Origin of the sequence: Paenibacillus sp. PvP094, from assembly GCF_040546835.1 — a bacterium.
GTDB classification, from domain to species: domain Bacteria; phylum Bacillota; class Bacilli; order Paenibacillales; family Paenibacillaceae; genus Paenibacillus; species Paenibacillus illinoisensis.
Window position 1 is genome coordinate 2,655,302 of the sequence record NZ_JBEPOM010000001.1, and the last position, 23,229, is coordinate 2,678,530.

16 protein-coding genes are annotated in these 23,229 nt (G+C 45.8%); all 16 read left to right on the forward strand.

The features are described 5' to 3' along the window. The first annotated feature begins 110 nt into the window (after positions 1-110). The 16 genes from spoIID to ABIC22_RS12315 all read left to right on the forward strand — a co-directional run bounded on the left by spoIID (position 111) and on the right by ABIC22_RS12315 (position 23,076). Positions 111-1,457, forward strand: coding sequence for a stage II sporulation protein D (gene spoIID, locus ABIC22_RS12240; RefSeq protein WP_354481081.1), 1,347 nt, complete (start codon positions 111-113; stop codon positions 1,455-1,457). A 624-nt stretch (positions 1,458-2,081) separates the two neighbouring features. Then, entirely contained in the window at positions 2,082-2,816 is a 735-nt protein-coding gene (locus tag ABIC22_RS12245; protein WP_095291317.1) for a M23 family metallopeptidase, read from the forward strand. 170 nt (positions 2,817-2,986) lie between these two features. Beyond that, positions 2,987-3,274 carry a sporulation transcriptional regulator SpoIIID gene (spoIIID, locus tag ABIC22_RS12250; RefSeq protein WP_024632710.1) on the forward strand — a complete coding sequence of 96 codons (288 nt, stop codon included), beginning with the start codon at positions 2,987-2,989 and terminating at the stop codon, positions 3,272-3,274. Positions 3,275-3,492: 218 nt separating this feature from the next. Further along, positions 3,493-4,491: a rod shape-determining protein gene (gene mreB, locus ABIC22_RS12255; RefSeq protein ID WP_095291319.1), complete on the forward strand. Its 999-nt coding sequence runs from the start codon at positions 3,493-3,495 to the stop codon at positions 4,489-4,491. 102 nt (positions 4,492-4,593) lie between these two features. Next, entirely contained in the window at positions 4,594-5,478 is an 885-nt protein-coding gene (locus tag ABIC22_RS12260; protein WP_354481084.1) for a flagellar hook-basal body protein, read from the forward strand. A 30-nt stretch (positions 5,479-5,508) separates the two neighbouring features. Beyond that, positions 5,509-6,348, forward strand: coding sequence for a flagellar hook-basal body protein (locus ABIC22_RS12265; RefSeq protein ID WP_154894846.1), 840 nt, complete (start codon positions 5,509-5,511; stop codon positions 6,346-6,348). 11 nt (positions 6,349-6,359) lie between these two features. Further along, the gene (locus ABIC22_RS12270; RefSeq protein ID WP_095291325.1) at positions 6,360-6,587 is read left to right on the forward strand and encodes a DNA-directed RNA polymerase subunit beta; all 228 of its coding nucleotides are present in this window, start codon (positions 6,360-6,362) and stop codon (positions 6,585-6,587) included. 444 nt (positions 6,588-7,031) lie between these two features. Further along, positions 7,032-7,463: a 3-hydroxyacyl-ACP dehydratase FabZ gene (fabZ, locus tag ABIC22_RS12275; RefSeq protein WP_095291326.1), complete on the forward strand. Its 432-nt coding sequence runs from the start codon at positions 7,032-7,034 to the stop codon at positions 7,461-7,463. Between the two features lie 113 nt (positions 7,464-7,576). Next, the gene (locus ABIC22_RS12280) at positions 7,577-9,298 is read left to right on the forward strand and encodes a phospho-sugar mutase (protein ID WP_354481087.1); all 1,722 of its coding nucleotides are present in this window, start codon (positions 7,577-7,579) and stop codon (positions 9,296-9,298) included. A 226-nt stretch (positions 9,299-9,524) separates the two neighbouring features. Next, positions 9,525-11,546: a DUF5693 family protein gene (locus ABIC22_RS12285; RefSeq protein WP_354481089.1), complete on the forward strand. Its 2,022-nt coding sequence runs from the start codon at positions 9,525-9,527 to the stop codon at positions 11,544-11,546. Beyond that, entirely contained in the window at positions 11,522-12,691 is a 1,170-nt protein-coding gene (gene csaB, locus ABIC22_RS12290) for a polysaccharide pyruvyl transferase CsaB (protein WP_354481091.1), read from the forward strand. The genes ABIC22_RS12285 and csaB overlap by 25 nt, the downstream gene beginning before the upstream one ends. Before the next feature lie 7 nt (positions 12,692-12,698). Further along, on the forward strand, positions 12,699-13,457 hold the full coding sequence (locus ABIC22_RS12295; protein ID WP_095359951.1) for a WecB/TagA/CpsF family glycosyltransferase: 759 nt from the start codon (positions 12,699-12,701) through the stop codon (positions 13,455-13,457). Positions 13,458-13,833: 376 nt separating this feature from the next. Beyond that, positions 13,834-14,961, forward strand: coding sequence for a glycosyltransferase family 4 protein (locus ABIC22_RS12300; RefSeq protein WP_127537232.1), 1,128 nt, complete (start codon positions 13,834-13,836; stop codon positions 14,959-14,961). A 161-nt stretch (positions 14,962-15,122) separates the two neighbouring features. After that, a complete protein-coding gene (locus ABIC22_RS12305; protein ID WP_354481094.1) occupies positions 15,123-19,007 on the forward strand; it encodes an S-layer homology domain-containing protein in 3,885 nt (1,294 codons plus the stop codon). A 205-nt stretch (positions 19,008-19,212) separates the two neighbouring features. Further along, entirely contained in the window at positions 19,213-19,554 is a 342-nt protein-coding gene (locus tag ABIC22_RS12310) for a hypothetical protein (protein WP_193723524.1), read from the forward strand. 588 nt (positions 19,555-20,142) lie between these two features. Next, positions 20,143-23,076 carry an S-layer homology domain-containing protein gene (locus tag ABIC22_RS12315; protein ID WP_354481097.1) on the forward strand — a complete coding sequence of 978 codons (2,934 nt, stop codon included), beginning with the start codon at positions 20,143-20,145 and terminating at the stop codon, positions 23,074-23,076. Positions 23,077-23,229: the final 153 nt, after the last annotated feature.

Here is a 23,229-nt window from a genome sequence, read left to right on the forward strand (position 1 = left end):
TTTCTCTCAAATCAGGTTCTATCAGATCGAAACAGCTCATACCCTAAACTATGGATTTGAACAAAAGGACCGGTCTATGACGGCCTATGTACAACGGAGGGTATGTCGAAATGAAAGAAGCTCGTATACAGGTTAAGGTGCCCCTTGTCCCCCGTCCAATGATGGAGGAGTCCAAGCAGACTTCGGATACCGGAATGGAGAAAGACAAGCCCACGGCGATGAGTACCAGAAATGCAGCTGCAGAGGCCAAAAGAACAATCAATCCAAACCCAACAGGAGCATCAGACCAGTCTGAGCGTGAGTCAAGGGGAATTCGCGGACCGGTCATAGAACTGGATCAGTTCCGCCCCGTAAAGAGACGCCGGATGAGGACATTCGGAAGAGGACGCAGGTGGTCAAACGGATCCAGGCGCTGGCAACCAGCCGCTGCTGTTTCAGGGCTCCTGGCGCTGGCACTCCTTATCCCTGCTATATTAGTGTGGCCCCGGACAAGTGATCCGGTGAAGCCGATCCCGGTTGCACCATCAACAGGAAGTGTAACGAACACGGTCCCCGTCCCAGCTGTACCAGTGACATACCCGGAACCCAATGTAAGAGTGTATCTGTCGGCAACGGGAACAACAATGAGTCTTCCGCTTGAGGAGTATGTGACGGGTGTTGTTGCTGCGGAGATGCCTGCCGAGTTCAGGCTTGAGGCACTGAAGGCACAGGCCATTGCCGCGCGGAGCTTTATCGTCAGAAGGCTGGCAGCGCACGATACCAGCGGTGTACCTTCAGGTGATGCAGATGTAACGGATACGGTCAGTCATCAGGTGTTTATTCCACCGGATCAGGTGGAGAAGGAGTGGACACGTTTGGGGAAAGCGGAAGAATGGGAGAAGTTACAGCAGGCTATCCACGAAAGCCGTGACGCCGTGATGACATATCAGGGTAAGGCCATTACTGCATCCTTTTTTTCTACAAGTAACGGTTATACGGAGAACGCTGAGGATGTATGGGGAAATGTCGTACCCTATTTGAAAAGTGTAGCAAGTCCATGGGACCAGAAGTTAGCTCCGGGATTCAAGGAGACCGTCACCATGAAGCGCAGCGAAATTCTCCAGAAGCTGAATTTGAGTGCCAGTGCTATCCCGGTCACTGCCCAGGAAGGTGGCTCATGGATGGAAGTGCTGTCTACAACAGAAGGTCACCGGATTAAGGAGATGCAGATCGCAGGTTCAACGTTCAGTGGACCAGAGGTGCGCAAGCTGCTTGGATTGAGATCCAGTCAATTCAGCTGGACGACAGAGGGTGACGAGGTTCAGATTACGACCTACGGTTACGGACATGGCGTGGGAATGAGCCAGTGGGGAGCGAATGGCATGGCGCAGGAGGGACACACCGCGACACAGATTCTGAAACACTACTACACAGGTATATCCTTTGGACAGGCATCAAAGATGCTGGCAAAACAATAGCGCCATGAACATTATTTGTACAACAGCAATTTAATAATTGAGCCATTCAATCATACCCCGCCTCATCTGAACCAAACTTAATAAATGGCTAAACATTCAGCAAGCTACCCATATATAGAATGAGGACGCGAGCAAGCAAAGAGTGCTACCCCCCTGAACCAATTAAAATGCTACGCTACGACATCAAACATGAGTGCAAACATCATAGAATTCTATCTCAAAAAGGTTCACTATATTTCATTAAGATTGGCTATTAAAACCAATCAACACTCTAAACCCCGCCCATTCCGGAGCTTTCAGAATTTAGCTATATATACGGAAAGTGAGAGTGTACGGGGAGCGCAGGGACAGAAAAGACCTGTAGAAGCGAAGCTAAAAGCTTTCTGAAAGAAAGCTGCTTCGGAAGCATAAGCTTGCCTTTACTCCTGAATTTCTCCCTTTGAAGAAGGTGATAGAAGAAATCCGGGAGTAACAGCGGTCGAAAGGTTGTTCTGCGCGCGGAGTGGCTCAGTGCAACTCCAATCGGCCTTATATAGCATTCTCTGAAACCTCCGTGAAAAAAATTAGAGTCGCGCGTGTATAAAAGAGTTGCACCCGGTAACACTTGTTACTGAGGTGATCAAGATGAATGAACAAAACAAAAAAACAGTCCAAGAAGAAACTCCTAAAACAACTCAAGGAGTACCGGCCAGCCAGCCCTCTTCATGGAAAAGAGCAATGTCCAAACGTTGGGTCTTCCCGGCAGCCTACATCGCAGCAGCAGGCATTATACTAACATTAGTGTGGGTCTATCAGGGTACAGGCGAGAAAACGCTGAACTCCGATCCTGCTAGTGGAGTAGTAGAAACGGGAGCATCGGGTACAGAAGAAACAGCAGTTGGTGGAGAAGAAAGTGTGGAAGTTGTCGCCCAGTCGGAAAGTTTTGCATGGCCAGTAGCAAGTCCGTCGGAAATCTCTGTTGTTAAACCGTTCTATGAGAACGAAGGCTCTACCGAAGAACATGAAGCCGCAATGGTGCAGTACAACGATACGTTTATTCCGAACACAGGCGTAGACCTGGCGCGTGGGGATAACAAATCATTTGAAGTAAAAGCAGCACTCGGCGGTAAAGTGACACGGGTGGAGCAAAATCCGCTGACGGGTCAAGTTGTGGAAATCACACACAGTGATAACCTCAAAACCGTATACCAAAGCCTGTCTGACGTCAAAGTGAAACAGGATGATGAAGTGAAACAGGGAGATGCAATTGCATCCGCTGGCGTAAATGAACTGGAAAAAACGCTCGGCAACCACCTGCACTTCGAAGTATACGAAGACGGTCAACCGGTTAACCCGCAAGGATATCTTCCGGAAAAATAAATGATTTTTAACGCAGAATGAAAAGGGCAGAGGGAAATCCCCTCTGCTTTTTTTGTGCTTTTCAGAAATTATTGGGACCTCCGAAGCTTGTCACACCTCTAAACCGCGAATATATAGGCATGCTCCTCATATAATGTACCAAACTATCCACACAGTAGGGAGGCGGGAGCGTGCACGATTACATCAAGGAACGGACCATAAAAATAGGTCGCTGCATTGTCGAGACGAGGAATACGGTCCGTACCATTGCCAAAGAGTTCGGCGTGTCAAAGAGTACGGTGCATAAGGACCTGACGGAGCGTCTGCCGGAAATCAACCCTGATCTTGCTGACCAGGTGAAACATATCCTGGAGTACCACAAGTCCATCCGCCACTTGAGGGGCGGCGAAGCGACCAAAATCAAATACAAAAAAACAAGCGGCAAAAAGCGTGAAGTACTGGCTTCCGCTAAATCGTAACCATCGCGAAAAGACGTAGGCCAAAAAGCTCACACATGGATTGAATCCCTCCCCTGAAGTATGATATGTTAAAAGCTGGTACAGGATCGAATTATGACATCTTATCAGCCCGATTTTTACATATATATGTTGCACTTTGTCGAACGAGCGGTGACGTGATAAGGGACTCTTTTTCACAGGATACGCTGACCAAATAATATCACTTTGGGGGCTCTTTTATGTTAAGCAAGGATATCGGTATTGATCTTGGCACGGCGAACGTGCTTATTCACGTGAAAGGAAGTGGGGTCGTCCTCGATGAACCTTCCGTCGTGACCATTGAAAGCGATACGAAGCGGGTCCTTGCTGTTGGGGAAGAAGCGCGTCGTATGGTGGGGCGTACTCCGGGTAACATTGTTGCCATCCGACCGCTGCGTGACGGCGTTATTGCGGACTTCGAAATTACGGAAGCGATGCTCAGACATTTTATTAATCGTGTGGGGGCGAGAAGCTGGTACAGCCACCCGCGTATTCTGATCTGTGCACCGACGAATATTACTTCCGTGGAGCAGAAGGCGATCCGTGAGGCTGCGGAGCGCAGCGGTGCCAAAGAAGTATTTTTGGAAGAAGAGCCAAAAGCGGCAGCCATTGGTGCAGGAATGGATATTTTTCAGCCGAGCGGCAATATGGTCGTGGATATCGGCGGCGGAACGACTGACGTTGCAGTCCTGTCTATGGGCGACGTAGTCACCGCCTCTTCTATTAAAGTCGCAGGGGACAAGTTCGACGAAGCGATTATCAAGTTTATCAAAGCCAAGTACAAACTCATGATCGGTGAACGCACTGCCGAGGATCTGAAGATTGCAATTGGTTCCGTAAACCCGGCTGGACGCCAAACCGAGATGGACATTCGCGGACGGGATATGGTATCCGGATTGCCTGTTACGGTAACGGTGTCGGGAAGTGAAGTACAGGAAGCGCTATGGGATTCCGTGCAATCCATTATCGTTGCAGCAAAATCGGTATTGGAGCGGACGCCACCAGAGCTGTCGGCGGATATTATTGACCGGGGTGTCGTGCTGACAGGCGGAGGCGCTTTGCTTAATGGGCTGGACGAGCTTTTGTCCAATGAACTGCATGTACCGGTATGGGTTGCAGAGGATCCGATGCATTGTGTCGTAAAAGGGACAGGCATTATGCTCAATAATTTGGATCAAGTGGTTAAGAAAAAGTTCTGATCTGCCGATATAAGTATCAAAGGTTCGCCTATGTTCGGCAATAGAACGGACAAGCATTGATCCTGCAGTGCAGGACAAGCGCTTGAGGAGAGGGGTTAATTCATGCTAAGAGGTTTGTACACCGCTACCGCGGGAATGATTACGCAGCAACGCCGCCATGACACAGCGACTCAAAATATTGTTAATGCGAACACGACGGGATATAAACAGGTGAACAGCGTAAGCCGTTCATTCCCGGAAATGCTCATTACGTTGGTCGGTGGAGATGCCAATGTTCCGACGAAGCGGCTGGGCAGGCTGAACACAGGGGTGTTCGCGGAAGAGAGCTTGTCAATGAATTTGCAGGGAGCGATTATGGAGAGTGGACAAAAGAGTGATTTTGCCATCTCGTCCAATCTGTCCGTTAATGATCCACAGACGGGACAACCTATCGCCTTTGACGGTTCAGGCAAATTTGTACGAGCTGATGGCACGGTGATCTATCAGCCTCAAGCGTATTTTACGGTGCAGGATGCGGAAGGCAACACAAGATATACACGTGATGGTCACTTCCAGGTTACCGGAACGGGAGAACTATTAAGCTCAACGGGAGCTCAGGTTCTGGATAATAATGGACAGCCCGTTGTGTTGACAGGCTCAGTGGACCAATTTAAAGTGGATGAGCAAGGCCGTCTTGTGGATGCAGTCACGGGTGCACCGACGGGGGTTACGCTTGGAATCAGCGTCATTGATCAGCCTAACCAATTGGTTCGTCAGGGTGACGGTAATTTTAGTCTGTATGACCAGGAAGGTGCTACAGCGCGGATGATGGCTGCGGGAGATAATGTGCAGATCCGTCAGGGCTACCTGGAAGGATCGAATGTCGATGCTTCCCAAGCTACGGTGGATATGAATGCCGCTTATCGTGCGTATGAAGCGAATCAGAAGGTTGTGCAGTTCTATGATCGAAGTTTGGACAAAGCTGTCAATGATGTAGGTCGTGTATAACGCGCGGCAATAGAGAGGATGAATTACTAAATGAATAATTCCATGATTAGTGCGAAGGTCTCCATGACCGCGATACAGCAACGTCTGGATGTCATTTCCGATAATATTGCCAACGTGAATACGGCAGGCTATAAAAGCAAGCAGGCGGCGTTCGAGGATGTACTGACCCGGGTGCAGCAGCAACCGGACAAGTATAAGCTCGATGGACGTTCCACCCCAATGGGATATAATCTGGGATTTGGTGCCCGTTTGACGAGTGTGACGAAGGATATGTCTCAGGGAACACTGAATGAGACAGGCAGTCCAACGGATTTGGCAATCGAAGGCAACGCGATGTTTGCGGTTGAAGCGAATGGTCAGAAAATGTGGACACGTCAGGGAGCATTCCATTTTGTCCCTGATCCAACACCTAACCCGAACCCCAATGCACCTCAGATGATGGTGCTGGTTAATGGGGAAGGCTACTTCGCGCTGGATCGTCAAGGTAACCGGATCACGGCTCCGAACAATAGTAAAGTGGCCTTCGACGAGAAGGGTAACCTATTGATTCGTCGCGGGAATGAAGCCAATGCAACAATTGGAGCCCAGCTGCAGCTTGTAGACATCGAACGTCCGGAAGGACTTGTGCAATACGCAGATAATCTGTTTGGTCTGGATGCCGGCTTGACCGAGGATGATGTGTTTGGCGCTAATGCGGCTACACGTGATGCAGTAGCTACGATTCGTGCGGGCTATCTGGAGCAATCCAACGTGGATCTGACACAGGAGATGGCACTATTGATGCAAGGACAGCGGACCTATCAGCTGGCAGCACGTGCACTGACATCAAGTGATTCGATGGCAGGTCTTGCCAACACTATAAGAGCATAAAGGTGAATGCGATGACAGATACACAGAAGCAGAACAGCAAGCCGGAGAAGAAGGAAGTCAAGAAGAAGAAAAAGAGTGGATGGCGCGTTGCCAGATGGTTCCTGATCCCGGTCTTGCTTGTTCTTGCCCTCGCTGGCGGCATGGTCGCTGGTTATGTGGTACTGGGCAAACAGGATATTGGCTCCGTGTTCCAGTGGAGTACCTGGAAACATGTATATGATCTGGTGTTCGCTTCATGATCGTGAAATAGCGAAAACTCCTGCGCAGGCAGGAGTTTTCTTTTTCGCGTTGAAAACAGTATAATGATGGATGACGTTTGACGTCAAAAGAGGCCTCCCCTGCGAAAGACGAATGTCATCGCGAAGAGAGACCCCTTATCTCAACCTTCACTACTGCAGTCATGAAGGATATTAGTAGTGTTAACCGAAAATGCGTTTTTCATACCAAATAAAAATAACTACATTTATATGAATTGATATTTTAAACTTTACATGTCAACGGAGAGGGCAGAAAAAACCTGAAGAAGCGTAGCGTTCGCCTTTATCACCGGATTTCCCCCTTGAATAAGGGGATCAAAGAAATCCGGGGATAACAGCGATCGGAAGGTTGTTCTGCCAGCGTAGTGAATGGTGTAAATTTTAATGGTTTAATTTATATAAATGACCCTGAAAGGAGATTACACTGTGCTCGATAGCAAACAGATTCAAGCCATTATCCCGCACCGTCCCCCGTTTCTGTTGGTGGACAAGATTGTAGAAATGGAGGATGGCAAACGCGCCGTTGGTCTGAAGAACGTAACGATTAACGAACCGTTCTTCATCGGTCATTTCCCGGAATATCCGGTAATGCCAGGGGTGTTGATCACCGAAGCACTGGCTCAAGTAGGCGCAGCAGCGATTCTTAACGTGGAGAGCAATAAAGGGAAAATCGGCTTTTTGGCGGGACTGGATAATTTCCGATTCCGTGGACAAGTCGTGCCCGGAGATACGTTGATGCTGGAAGTGGAAATTACACGTCTGAAGGGTTCGATCGGTAAAGGCAAAGCGACAGCCCGTGTGGAAGACAAAGTCGTCGCTGAAGGCGAAATCATGTTTGCCCTGTCTGACCCAAGCTGATTACAACCATGAGCATTTGCATCAGTCGGAATATGTATGTAACGGATTGATGCAAAATGCTGAAGCAGCTCAGCAAACCATTGAATTTATATAGACGGAAGGGGTTTATAGGAATGGAACAGTTAAGCGAAACAGCAGCACAGACGCTACAGCAGTGGTTGGAGGATGCTTCGATTGATGAAGCGACGAAACAGGAGCTTCGTGATTTGCAGGATCAGCCGAAAGAGCTGGAGGATCGTTTCTATCGAAATCTGGAGTTTGGTACAGGTGGATTGCGCGGGGTCATTGGCGCCGGAAGCAACCGGATGAACAAGTACACCGTTGGTCGGGCGACTCAAGGTTTTGCACGTTATCTGCTCGAACAGCATGGGGACAAGGAAGGTAGACCTTCTGTAGTTATTGCCCATGACTCCCGTCACTACTCGCCTGAATTTACGCTGGATGCTGCGTTGGTTCTTGCCGGAAACGGCATTGTAGCCAAGCTGTTCACATCTCTGCGCCCTACGCCGCAGCTGTCCTTCAGTGTGCGTCACTTGCAAGCGACGGGCGGTATTGTGGTAACGGCAAGTCATAACCCTCCGGAATATAACGGATACAAAGTGTACAACCACGAAGGTGGCCAACTGGTTCCGCATGAAGCGGAGAAAGTCATCCAATACATTCAGGAGGTTCCTTCCCTTGCCGATGTGAAAAAGCTGACCCAAGAAGAAGCTGAAGCGCAAGGCCTGCTGGTATGGCTGGGTGAAGAGGAAGATCAGGCATTTGTTGATACGGTTGCCAGCGTAAGTCTGAGTCGTGACCTGATTCAATCAGGCGTAGGCCGTGACTTCAAAATCGTCTTTACGCCACTGCATGGCACAGGAAACATTCCGGTTCGTCGTGTGTTGGAACAGATCGGTTTTGAGCAGGTCCATGTTGTGGCAGAGCAGGAACAGCCGGATGCTGAATTCTCCACGGTGAAGTCTCCTAACCCGGAAGAACGCGAAGCATTTACACTTGCCATGAAACTGGGTGAATCCGTAGGTGCTGACATTCTGATTGGTACAGACCCGGATGCAGACCGCATGGGTGCAGTTGTGAAAGACAATGATGGCAAGTATTTCGTACTGTCTGGTAACCAATCCGGTGCGATCATGGTGCACTACGTGCTGAGCCGTCTGCAAGAGACAGGCAAGCTGCCAAGCAACAGCGCAGTCGTCAAAACGATTGTAACGAGCGAGATGGGCGCGGTCATTGCTGAGCATTACGGTGCAGAAGTGATGAACACGCTGACAGGCTTTAAATATATCGGTGAAAAAATGAACCAGTTCGAAGCAACCGGCAGTCATACGTTCTTGTTCGGATATGAAGAGAGTTATGGCTACCTGGCAGGCAGCTATGCTCGTGACAAAGATGCCATCCTGGCTTCGATGCTTATTGCAGAAGCTGCTGCATATTACAAAAACCAAGGTAAAACGCTGTACGATGTCCTGCAGGAGCTCTATCGCCAGTTCGGGTATTTCCTCGAGAAGCTGGAGTCCCGTACGCTGAAAGGCAAGGACGGTGTAGCGCAAATCCAGGCAAAAATGACGGATTGGCGTTCGAACCCGCCACAAGAAGTAGCGGGTATCGCGGTACAAGATGTGCTTGATTACTCTCTTGGTTTGGATGGCTTGCCAAAAGAAAACGTCCTGAAGTTCATTTTGGCAGATGGATCATGGTTCTGCCTGCGTCCTTCCGGTACAGAGCCTAAGATCAAAGTGTACTTCGCAGTACGTGGTGAGAGCCTGGAAGATGCAGAAGCACGCATTGAACGTTTGGCTTCCACGGTAATGTCGCGAGTAGACGCACAATAAGTACGATCGTTGCACGAAGCACGAATGGTTAAAAGCCTCTCCGCACCGTAAGGTTGGTTGGCGGAGGGGCTTTTCTTTTAGGTGTGATTTTTTACAGAGGTTGAAACAGATTGATCGGATATTCGAAGGCTTGTTGACACAAGCTGTGTATATATCCGTTAATTATTTGAATGAATTACTTGAGCTGAACGTGGATTTGGTTCCAACACTTGAGGAGGTACATGTAGTGCGTCAAAAATGGCTTTATTGGAATACCGCTTCCCGGAAGTGGCTGTGGCTTGTTGTCATTATAGGACTGATCGCTTCCATCCCTGTCATCAGTGATCGTGTACAGACGGAATCGTCCGCCAAAAAGGTGGAGCTTGTATTCAATTATAGAGGTCTGTTGGATATATCGGCTTATCAAGCCCATCCCCAAGATTTTATGAATGAGCAATTGACTCGTCTGAAAGATGCCGGCGTAACAACGATGGCCGTATTCGAAAGTACGCTGGATGAGCTTAGAAAGTCACGGAAACTGACCGTATATAACGGGCAGGATGTTGCTAACCTGACTCAGAACGTGGTTTCTCCTAACGAGAACTTCACGTATGTGTTGTTCACATCCGTAGAAAATGCTCAAACCTATACACCCATCATTGAACAAACGTTCGCGGATCGTCAGATCCCGGTGGTACCATGGGAATTTGAAGGTCGTAGCGGCTTGATTTTGCAGACTCCTCCGGAGAATGCCAATATGCAGCCAATGCAGCCGGATCCGGTTGCCATCCAGATGCTGCGTGATAAAGGGTTTTACATTTTGCCAAGGATCGCAGATAGTGTGCCATACAGCCAGGAATCCATGGAGCGTCTGCTGACCTTCTTCGAAGAGAATGGCGTGAAACGCATCCTGTTTGATGGCGATGCAGTGAAAGGGTACAATGATAATGCGGAGATGAAGAGTCTCGATCAATTCGCACAATTGTTGAACAAACATGACATTGGACTTGCAGCCATTGAAAACTTGAAGAAACCTCAATCCGGATTTGAAACCCTTGCCTACAAAACGGACTACAACGTTGCTCGTTTGTATTCGTTAAGTGAGGGAGATGCCAATCTGGATGTAGACGTCATTGCGGACCGTTTTGTGCTCGCTACCAAGGACCGTAACATCCGCATGCTCTATTTGAATGCAGGGCCTAGCCGGAACACGGCCAAAGCCATGATTACGGATCCGATTGAGAACCTGATTAACAGTCTGGGTGAGCCAGGGCATGCCATTGAACGCATGGAGAAGCGCGGATTCGAGCTTGGACAGGCTGAGGCATTTACAGTAAAAGAATCTTCGATTCAGCGTTATGCCAAGCTGGTTGCGCTAGTTGGTGCAATTGCCATGATTACCTTGATGGTGTCATACTTCGTACCACTGTTGACCTTGCTTGTGTTTGTATTAGGTTTGGTTGGAAGTGCGGGCTTGTTCCTCCTGAAACCGACCTTGCTTGAGCAGGGGATTGCCTTGCTCGTTGCGATCTCCGCACCAACCATCGCGATGGTGCTTGCGGTGAGAACCGTGAATTATCAGCAGCAGCGTCAACCTAATGCATCCGCGGGTCGTCGATTGGCACAAACGTTGATCTTATATGTAAGAACGTCCATTCTGTCGTTCCTTGCCGTGCCGTTTATGATCGCATTGCTCAACAGCATTACGTATAGTCTGGTCATCAACCAGTTCAGGGGCGTGAGCCTGCTGCACTTTGCTCCAATGGGACTGGTAGCTATTTATATCTTGTTTTATCGTGGATCGGGTACGATTTCCATTAAGCAGCTCAAAGGAATTCTGCGTACACCGGTTAATGTACTGATGGTTGTTCTGGCGGTTGTTGCAGCCGCTGCTGGATATTATTATTTGACACGTACAGGGAACTCGGGTTCAGTAACCCCATTTGAGATGTTCCTGCGTACAACGCTGGAAGATACATTTGGCGTACGACCAAGGTTCAAAGAATTTGTGCTGGGACACCCGCTGTTTATCGTTGGCGTGTTCGCCGCTTTAAAATATCGTCAAGTCATCTTTGTACTCATTATTGCAGCGATTGGACAGTTGTCCATGGTGGATACGTTCGCGCATATCCATACACCGGCTGTATTATCTCTCATTCGCGGAGTGATGGGGCTGGGAATCGGCTTAATCTTCGGTATCATTGCTGTGGGTGTGTGGCAAGTAGCGGAAGGATGTTGGAAAAAATGGTCACCACTTCTCAAAAGTTAGTCATCTCGGGATATTACGGATTCCGCAATAGCGGAGACGAAGCGGTACTTAAGTCGATTCTGACTGCACTGGAAGAGGAGAGTCACAGATCTGGCGTCAACATTGAGCCGATCGTGCTCTCCATTGATCCAGAGTCGACGACCTCCATGTATGGGGTACGTTCCGTTCACCGTATGAAATTGAAGGAAGTTCGTGAAGCGATCAAGGAAAGTGACGGATTGATCAGTGGCGGCGGAAGCTTGCTGCAGGATGCAACCGGACTGAAATCCATTCCCTACTATTTGGGTGTAATCAAGCTGGCCCAGTGGCTCAAAAAACCTACGTTTATTTATGCTCAGGGAATAGGGCCCGTTAACCGTAAATTCTTCAATCCAATGATCCGATCTGTATTCAAGGGTTGTAAGTATATATCGGTGAGGGATGAACAATCCGCTGATTATCTGCGCGGACTTGGACTGCAGTGGAATCAGATTCATGTTGTGCCTGACCCGGTTATGGGACTGCCTTTGCCTGAAGGTAGTAGGGAAAAGAATGTTACGACGGGGACTGTGCCGGATCAATCGAGTGATGGTTCATCTGCGGGGCAAACCAAGCTTCCAGTCATCGGTGTATCCGTTCGTTTCTGGGAGTCCGATCGGAAGGAACTGACGGCGATTGCCTCAGGACTGAAGAAGCTATGTGCCAAAAAAGCAGTGCATCTGCGTTTTATGCCATTTCATTTGCCAAAAGATGAAGAGGCCTCCCGTTTTCTTATGGAGATGCTCGGAGACGTCACTAGTAAAGGCAGCGAGGTCAGCATAACTCCGAATCTCACTGATCCACAGCTCATGCTGGAGGAAGTCAGCAAGTGTGATGTTGTCATTGGCATGCGTCTGCACAGTTTGATCTATGCCGCATCGCAGTATGTGCCACCTGTGGCCATCTCATACGATCCCAAAATCGATCAGTTCATGCTCCGTCTGGATAGTGAGCCTGTAGGAAGCACGACTGCACTCGATGGGGACAAGCTGGCGAAGAGCGTAGCCTCTCTTCTGGATCAACGTTCACAGTGGTTGAAGGAAAACGAAGATCGCATTACCGAACTGAAGCAGGAGGCCAGAGTGCCTGCACAGCAAATTATTAACTATTTAGGCCGCAAAGGGTGAGATAAAGATGAATCAGACCGGACCAATACCTACCGTTTCGATCTATGGTATTCCTTTTTCCAAACTGACGATGAAAGAAACGGTGGAGACTCTCCGGGAAGCCGTGTTGTCGAAGAAGCCGCATCAGGTCATTACAGCGAACCCGATCATGGTGATGGCAGCACTGGAGAATCCGTCCATGATGCAAGTGATGCAATCTGCCGAGTTGATTGTACCGGATGGTACAGGCGTCGTATGGGCTGCCAATTATTGTGGTGATCCTGTAGCAGAGAGAGTACCTGGATTTGAGCTTTTACATGAATTGCTGCGGGTTGGAGAAAACTATCGTTGGGGCGTTTATTTGCTCGGTTCCACCCCTGAAGTGATTCAAGAAACGGCAGTTCGGTTACAACAGCAATATCCGGCGATCCGTATTGTGGGTTATCGCGACGGTTATTTTGGTCCGGCTGAGGACGAAGAAGTGGTTGCTTCCATTCGGGAAGCTGCACCTGATCTGCTGTTTGTAGCACGCGGTGCAGATACGCAGGAGCCCTGGATTCATAAGTATAAGGAGGCACTTCAGGTTCCCGTAACCATGGGCGTTGGTGGCAGTTTTGATGTCATTTCCGGTAAAAGTAAACGTGCCCCAAAACTGTTCCAGAAGCTAAGACTGGAGTGGTTTTACCGACTGCTCCGCGAACCAAGTCGTGCAGGTCGCATGCTTGCGCTTCCAAAATTCGCGATTAAAGTGATCCAGGACAAAGAAAACGTGACTAAAGCCCGTTAAATACAGGCTATTACGAGAAAAATGCACGTTTTTGCTAAAAATTGAGGTTGGCGTTTCGTGTGTGATCAGCGTATAATTCATTCCGGATTACATGTGTGCCAAAGAATGAATCAAACTTTTATTTGCACCGTGTCACTCCGACGTCAGAACAACCTTTCGATCGCTCTTATCCCCAGATTTTTCTGATATCCATCTTAATGGATAAAATCCGGTGATAAAGGCGAACGCTGCGCTTCTACAGGTTATTTCTGACTTCTCCGTTGTAGTGCAAGTGTATTCATTAAATACGGCTAACAATATTTCTTTATATATAAAAAAAGAGATCAGAGGATTTATAATTTCGTATGGGTATTATAATTGGGGGTCGAATGTTCAAATGGTAGCGATCTTTATCATTGGATTTATCGTGTCGATGGGACTGGCTCTTGCCCTGACACCGCTTGTCAAAAAGTTCGCGGTTAGAATAGGTGCAATGGACACACCGAATGCGCGTAAGGTGCACACTCGGATCATGCCACGTCTCGGTGGTTTGGGAATCTTTCTTGCTTTTATAATTACAGTAGCTGCACTTCTTCCTTTTGTATCTGCATGGTTTACAACAAGAGATATGAGCTTTGTCAGTGCCTTTCTGATTGGTGGTTCGATTATCGTTCTGATCGGGGCGCTGGATGACCGTTTCGAACTGTCAGCCAAAGTAAAACTGCTTGGGCAGCTCGTTGCTGCTGCTGTAGTCGTATTCGGATTTAATATCCGAGTGGATTTCGTCAACATTCCTTTTCAGGATTCGTATTCCTCACTGGAAGCTTGGGTATCCATTCCGCTGACGATTCTGTGGATTGTTGGTGTAACGAATGCGATTAACCTGATTGACGGTCTGGATGGTCTTGCTGCCGGTGTATCCGGTATTGCGATTGGTACCATTGCCGTGATGTCCTTCCTGATGGGCAATATGATGATTGCCTTGATGTGCTTAGTGCTGCTGGGTAGTATTATCGGGTTCCTGTTCTTCAACTTCCACCCGGCCAAGATCTTCATGGGAGATACGGGATCACTATTCCTTGGTTTCTCTCTGGCGATGCTATCCATGCTTGGGTTTAAACAAATTGCAGTCGTGTCCTTCATCACGCCGCTGATCATTATCGGTGTACCACTCTCGGATACCTTCTTCGCGATCATCCGTCGTGCGGTACAACGGAAACCGATTTTCTCACCGGACAAAGGTCACCTGCATCACTGCCTGCGTGAACTTGGATTCAGCCACCGTCAGACAGTGCTGATCATTTACGGTATTGCCGCATTCTTCGGTGTACTGGCGATCATTCAATCGTCGGCAGCCATGTTCGAAGCCAACTGGGTAACGTTTGTCGTGATCTGTATCATGATGTTCTTCCTGCAGGTTGGTGCAGAAGTCATTGGACTTGTAAGTAAAACCAGACGACCGGTTATTAATTTCCTGATGCGCATGCGTGTCAAAATTAATCCGGAGACTCGCTCGAAATCCTAAATAGATACGCTCGTTTACTGCAATTCTTGAATATTATCCAAGCCCCAAACCTTATCCAAGTGGATAAGGTTTTTTTGTTTATTTTGCTGTTTTTACTAAATAATTGGAACCTAGGCACCGATATAAGAGGTAACTGACTTAAAAAGAGGAGAGATGATTGCATGCAGCGTACGAAGAAGCCGATGATTTGGCTTATGATGGTGGCACTGGTTGTATCGTTGATACCGGCAGGCTTGACACCAGTCGCATCGGCGGCGGACAAACCAACGAGTTATTTTACTCCCGATATTTCCGAATTCAGAAATACGGTTGATTTGACATTGACAGCAGGGGCAAATCAGATAACACGAGATAAAGTATATAAAGTAACAGATGCTCAACAAGCGATTACGGGTACGTATACCAAAGTAACGGGTTCAACACTGGGTGCAAACATTCAATTGTTGAACTGGGACCAAAGCACAAATCGCTGGGTAGAAGATCCTGCACGTGTTGCTCCAGCGGTAGTCACGTTAGATACAGATAGACCGGATAATCGTTTCAAGGCAAATCTGACTCTTTATCCGGGTATGAACCGCATCACATTTACGGGAGCACAAGGACAGAATGAACGTTCTGAGACATTTTATATCTTGTTTGACCAAGTACCATACGTAGAAAAGCTACAAGTACTCGGTGGATCGGATAATCTGGACCTTAATGAAGGAACTCAAATTGTAGTAAACAAGGACGAGATTACGCTTCAAGGTAAAGCTGTCAACGCTACGAAAGTGACGGTTTCTGTAAACAATGGTCAAGCTTTGGCAACACAGCTTTTACAAGATTATTCATTCTTCTCTCCGCAGCTTAAGCTGAATCCCGGCGTGAATGATCTGAAGCTGGTAGTACAAAATGGTTCTGACACACTAACGTTCAACTATTCGCTATTTTATTATGATGAGAAAAATCCAATCGTGAAGTTGGATCTGTTAGATTCCAGTAGAAATGCACAAAGTTTGCTTGGTGTTGAACCCGTATTCACTGAAGATACGGATAATGCCAAAGTGCATGTACAAATGTTGATTCCCTATGACGAAGTAAATAAAAATAAATTCAGCGAAGGCGCTGAAATTTATGTAGACAACAACACAACAAAAGAGACACCAACCTTTACTGAAGAAGTTTTCATTCCAAGTCTGAAAGATAACACGCCTTCGTATTGGTTAGTTTCTTTTGATATCAATGCTGTGTATTTTAACAAGGGTACAAATGGCGAAATTTTAGAAGATCAAAATCATACATTGTCCGTAACTTACGGAACAAAGACTGTAAGCAAACGTATGGATTTCCAGTACATGAAAGGTCAGACCGTCATTACTGATCTGAAGTATCTCAAGGGCTATAGCGGAAGTGGGACTGACAATCTCCCGACTGGGGAGCCTTTGAACGGTGCTAAAGTGGACTCAGGTGACTTCTACATTATGGTCAACACGAACGGCAAACCAGCTAATCCGCTGACAGGATTGAAAGCCAATTACCTTCCACTCGGGACAAGTGGAATCACGGTTAACCATGTGGCTACAGTTTCAGATACCAGTTATATCTTCAAAGTGGTTGGATTAAAGAACGGTAACCAAACGGTTCGTTTTAACTACGATAGTTCAACAGCCTATAAAGATGTTACCATTTCATATGCATCCAAAAATTATATATATGTTGAAAATTTGACTGATGGTCAAACGTATAATGTGGATTCTGGGGCCAACAATACCCTAGCCGTCAAAGGACAATACATTGACTTTGAAGACACAATCAATAGTAATTATTTCGTTGCAGAAGTGTTTGCTAACGGTGTGAAGGTTAAATCAACGAACACTTCAGAGGGGCTTGACCCTACCTGGTTAAATAAAACCACCGGAGCTTTCAATTTTCCCCTGAATATTTCCTTAAAGGACGGACCTTTGGTCTTTGGGGAAAACAGAATTATTTTGACAGGTACAGGTAAGGATGAGAAGGGACAAGCACGTGAAATTCGCAAAGAACTCCGGATATATGTTGTAGATAATAATGTATCTACAATTACTAACTTCCAGCCTGCTGTAGGAAAAGATCGTCCTAGCTTTCCACCAAAAGAATTCAGTGCGGACAACCCGCAGCTGGCCCAGATTTTCAATCTTACACCTGATTTTATTTACAATGATAGCAAGTATACGACTAGCTTAAAGAACTACGATTTGGTTCTGCGTGGTAGCGGTGCAGTCAAGATGAATTTGAATATGGGAACCAAAAATATCCTGTCAGTTGACTTGCCGGCTAACTCGGTAAATAATGCAGTGGTGACTTTCGCAGGTGATCGCTACACTTATGATTTCGCAGGTGATCAAAAAGACTTTATTATGCGTGTTCAGGATTTGGTTGCAGATGCGCCAGGGACCTATGTATACACCTTGGAGCTAATCAATGAGACCGGAGCTAAAACATCGCAAAAACTAGAGATTGTCAGAGAAGTGAGTGCCTATCGCATTCTGTCTCCACAACCAACAGTTGGTAACCAAATTGTGGTAAACAAGAACTTTGTTCACTTTGACATTGAAGCAGAGGGTGCAACCGAAGTCCTTATTGGTAAAGATCCTGCTGTAAAACGTACAGATTTGGGTGAGAACCGTTTTGTATATGACTATGTAGGATTGAAACAAGACAAAGAAAATAAAATCAAAATCACAATCACACGTGCTGGTACAAGTAACACGGATACCATTGAGGTGTTCTATACAGGTACTGTAGGTGTAGATGCCCAGTACATGGCGCCGAAAGTGGCGACCAAATATACAGTATTCAACAAGGGACTTCAACTCAGTTTCCCGAAAGGTACTGTAATGCAAAGCACCAGCACAAGAGGTATTACGAAGTACTATCCCGATACGAAGCTTCTATTTGGTATTGCAGACCCGACTACGGGGATTGTAGAACGTCGCAATGACTATGGTAACATTATTGGCTTCCCTGGAACGGGTGAAAATAGTGGTGCTCCGGCTTGGAGTATTCCGGATGAGTACTTGCTTAACTTTGGATCAACAAGTGCATCAAGTAACTTTGGGGCAATTTCTGATATCTATTGGATTAATGGAGGTTTGGGTGAGTCGGGAGATCTGGGCTCAGCTACGTATGCAGCTCCAACGAATGGATTGACGCCTTACTCCGTGGAAGGGTTGTTTGGTAATCCTCAGACACCTACAGAGCGCAAAATTACACCATCACAGCGGGGAACTCTTACGCTCGCCTTTGATTCTAACGTGGTAGACGAAGCCGGTTCCACAATTACCGTATATCGGTATACAGCAACTCGTCAGTGGGAAAATATCGGTGGTGAGGTTGATACCAAAGCACATACAGTCACTGTGCCATTCGATGAATTCGGCTACTATAAAGTAATGAAGTTGAGTCGAAGCTACAATGACATAACGAATCATAACTGGGCTCGTAATATCTTGAATGGTCTCTATTCCAAAGGATTTATGAACAACTTGCGTTTCGAGCAATTTGGTACAGATGATCAGACAACTCGTGGTGAGTTTGCGACACTGCTGGTTAAAGGTCTTAATTTGCCAATTAACTCGGACAATAATCGTACGTTCGTGGATCTAGTACCAGGTGCACGTTCTGCAACATGGGATTACGACCGAATTGAGACAGCGGCAAGAGCAGGCATTGTAACGGGTCTGACGGACGGTGTGTTTGGACCGGATCAACCGTTGACACGTGAACAAGCAGCAGTCATGATTGCTCGGGCTCTGAAGCTGAAATTGGCAGCGAATGATAGTAAGATGGATGCTTCACTTGCTAAGGCATTTTTGGATTCAGGCAGCATTGAGAAATATGCAGGTCCATCGATTATGGCAGTATCAAAGGCTAAAATCATGGAAGGAGCCGCTGTAACGGTTCCGGGCCAGAAGAAGCCACAGTACAATTTCAATCCAAAAGGTAATTTGACTCGTGCAGAAGCGGGTAAAATTGCTGTTGAACTGCTCAAGAAAAGCACCAAAGTATTCCCTAAAAACTTGAGCTAATTCATCCAAGTTCATTTAAGCATTATTGGAAGGACCTGTCCCTTGTGCTAGAGGGGCGGGTCTTTTCGACTGTAAAGGAAACAGCAAAAGAACACTTTTATAATAGAAGAAAGATGTCTTTTACCAATAACTATTTTTGTAATTTGCTAGAGTTTAAGATACAATAACGGTAAATACACAATGATCTAGAGGGTGAAGTTAGCTAATGAAACCGATTTATTCAAAGGCCCAGTTGGGCTATATGAAGGCGAAGACACAGTTTGAGAAGCAGGCAGTCATTCTGGAGAAAAAGCTGGAAGATACACGCAAGACGCAAGACATCTCTCAAGAGGTTATGGAAGGGCTCGTACAGACGACTGGCTTCCATGATGCATATAACCAATTGGTGCTGGCTGAGAATGAATTGATTGAATGGTCTCACACCACCATGAAGCATGAGAAAACATACCGGGAGAACCGTTTGGCCATTGACGATATGTATCTGAAATTGAACAGTGATCCCAAAATGCGTGCTCAAATTATTGATCTTGCGATGAAAATTCGTTAAGCCATAGAACGAGGAATTACTTAAGGCATCCCTGTAGGGGTGCTTTTTATTTTTTTACATATCATACAAACTGTCGCTTCATGGAGGGAAATTAAGGGTATAAATAAACGTCTTCATCAAAATAAACACAGAGTAAAAGCTTAACCGCAGCTGATTAGATAAGGAATTCATAGGTTTTGAACTGTCCCAGACCCGCATTGTATCAATACATAAATTAGTTCAAAACTTTTTTTGAAGAATCCGCAACTTTTTGAAATCTACTGCGTTTAAGATGTAGAGTCGAAAACATTGGGCCTCTTACCAAGAATGACCTCGTGAAGAATCTTGTCTATTTATTAGAAAAAATTGCTTTACGACACGAGAGACCCATTGTATAATACGTAAGGTAGGATTAGGAAACTACTCTATTTTCGTATGGTTCTATTATTTCTCTAGTTTACAAGTTTCTGTGATAAGCTCACAGACATCATTTATATTAACTTGCTCATGACTCTGGAAAGGGGGTGCGACAATAGAATGAGGAACACGAGCGACCCTATTAAAGAAAATTCCCATGTTATGAACGCCCAAGGAGGAGAAAAAAAGGTTATGAAGAAAATTTTATCCGTCGCTTTGTCTACAGCAATGGCATTCTCGATGTTTGCATCTGTAGCATTCGGTGATACAGCAGTTACACCACAACAACAATTTGATGCATTGAAAGCTAAAGGTATCTTCAACGGTTACCCAGATGGCACAGCTGGTCTGGACAAAGAGATGACTCGCGCTGAGTTCGCAAAAGTTATCACTAAATTGCTCGGCTTGAAAGAGATCACTGGTGTGTACTCTTACAATGACAAAAACTACAACGCTAAAAACTGGGCTGCTCCTTACATCGAAGCAGTAACAGCTGCAGGCATCATGGAAGGTAAAAACGTTGAGAAGAAAATCTTCGACTTCAACGGTAAAGTAACTATCGCTGAGATGGCTACAATCCTGACTCGTGCACTGGATCTGGAAATCCCAACTGAAACTAACAACAACGCAGCAGCATGGGCTAAAGGTTATGTTCAAGCAGCGATCAACGCTGGTCTGATCGACGCTAACGCTAACTTTGGCGCTAACGCTTCCCGCGAATTGTTGGTAGGTGCAGCTTACTCTATCGATCAAGCTCAAAGCTTGAAAGTAGAATCTTACACAGTATCCGAAGCTGGTAAAGTAGTTGAATTCAAAATCAGCGACGGTGAAACTGTAAAAGTAACTTTGGATAAAGCTCTCGAAGCTAACAAAGAAACTGAAGTAAAATTCACTTACAAAGATAAAGAGTTCACTGAGAAAGTTACTTATGTAGTAACTGCAGCAACAAAAATTGAAGGTGCTACTGCTAGCAACTACAAAGAACTGGTTGTGAAGTTTGATGGTGAAGTTGATGCTACTACAGCTGAAAACACTGCAAACTACACTGTGAGCGGTCGTACATTCGAATCCGCAACTTTGTCTGCTGACAAGAAATCAGTAACACTTCTTGTTAGCGAAAATACAGGTAACCTGCCACAACAAAGAGATACAAACTTGGTAGTTAAAGGTGTTAAAAACGCTACAGCGACTAAAACTTTCGATGAGACAGTTAAATTCACTGCAGTAGATACACAATTGCCAGAAGTGAAATCTGTTCAAGGTCTGGGAACAAAAGCATTGCGCGTTGAGTTCTCTGAGCCAGTAACAAGTGCAACTGCTGGAAACCTGGCTAACTACAAAGTGAACGGTCAAGCAATTTCCGGGTTCGTTAAATACACTTACCCTAACATTGCTTTCATCACAACTGATCTTCCAGTTGGAGAGCACACTTTGACAGTATCCGGAGTGAAAGACTTCGCAGGATTTAGCGCATCAACTGCTGAATCTAAATTCACAATCGCTGAAGATACAACTGCACCAGAAATCACTAAAATCACTACCAACGATCTTAAGAAAGTTGTTGTAGAATTTAATGAGCCAGTTAAGTCTGTATCCAGCGCTTACCAAACTTCTAGCAACAAGAGTGCAACTGTATCCATCAAAGATAACGTTGTAACGTTGACATTCTCTGATGCAAACCGCCTGAGCTTGGGTGAGTCCACAGTTTACTTGAACGGTGTTACAGATTACAGCAATAACTCTGCTGATCGTAACGCAAAAGTGACTCCAGAACTTGACACAATTCGTCCAACAGTTACAGGTGTTACATCTAAAGCTGTTGATGGTAAAACAGAATTGACTGTTGAATTCTCCGAGAAAATCAGCACTGAAGACTACAATAAAGTTGATAACTATGTTCTGAAAGACTCTGCTGGTAAAATCTACACTGGTAAAGGATTCACTACTAAAGGTAACCCTTCTGTAGCTCCTAAATACGTTGTAGACAAAAACGGCAAACTTGATGAAACTAAAGTAGTACTTACTTCTGTTGGTGGAACATTGCCAGCTGGTAACTACACTCTTGAAGTTTCCGGAGTACGTGACCAAGCAGCTATTGGTAACACAATTATTCCTCAATCCGTACCATTCACTCTTACACAAACTGGTGCGTTGGAAGCAAATGCTGCATGGTTCAATGATGATGTAGCTAACAACGAATACCAAGTATATGTACAATTCAATAGACCTGTAGCAACTTCGGGTAACGGTAACGCACTCGATGTTAACAAATATGATTATGTTGTGACTAACGCTACTTACAAGCCTTTCCCAGCATCTTCTACTACAGTACAATTGTACAATGCTAATACAGTATTGTTGACTGTTTCTAAAGATGATGTGAATCTGAATGGAGCTACTGATTTGCGTGTAGTTAACGTTGCTGATACAAATGGTAACTTCGTTAATGGTGGTACAGTGAAGTTCACTTCCCAAAACGAATCTACAGTTGGAGTGGTTACAGATTCCGTATACGCAAAAGCTCAAAACAAAGTTGAAGTTAAATTCGATGGCGAATTGACATTTGTGAATAAAGATGACTTTAAATTCGCTGGTACTGACTCTGATTTCAATATTACTAACCAATCAGTAGTAGATGGTAAATCAGTTGTTGAGTTTACTTTCGTGAAAGATACAGCTATCCCTTACAACTCTGGCTTAACTCTGGCGACTGTAGCGAAAGAAGATATTAAATCTACTGATTCTGTTGGCCGCAAACTTAAAGCTTTGGCTAGCACACCTGTACTGGATGGTATCAAACCAGTATTCGCTAAAGACTCCAAAGATGCTAACGGTGCTTCAAATGCAATCACTGCAAATGGTAACAAAGTTACATTGAAATTCACTGAAATTGTGAAATCTAACTTTACACCAGCTGCTTACGTTGTAGTTGTAGATGGAACTAAAGTTAATGTAACAAATGCTGAAGCTAATGGATCTGATACTTTGACTTTGACACTTGATAAAGCAGTTTCTGCTGGTCAATTGGTAGAAGTTGAACTGGTTAACAACAGCACTGGTTCGTTCGTAACAGACGTAGCTAATAATGCTGCTGAAAACTTCTATGCAAGTGTAAGAGTGAACTAATCTTAATTTCTTCAGACCAACCCAACATAATTTCTGTTGGGTTGGTTTTTTATTTTCCGAAGAACTAATTTACGGGATCCTCTATTTAGTCGTTTAGTTAAACTCGGGAGATTAAACACAACAACATCGTAACTTTCTCTCCCTATTAAACGT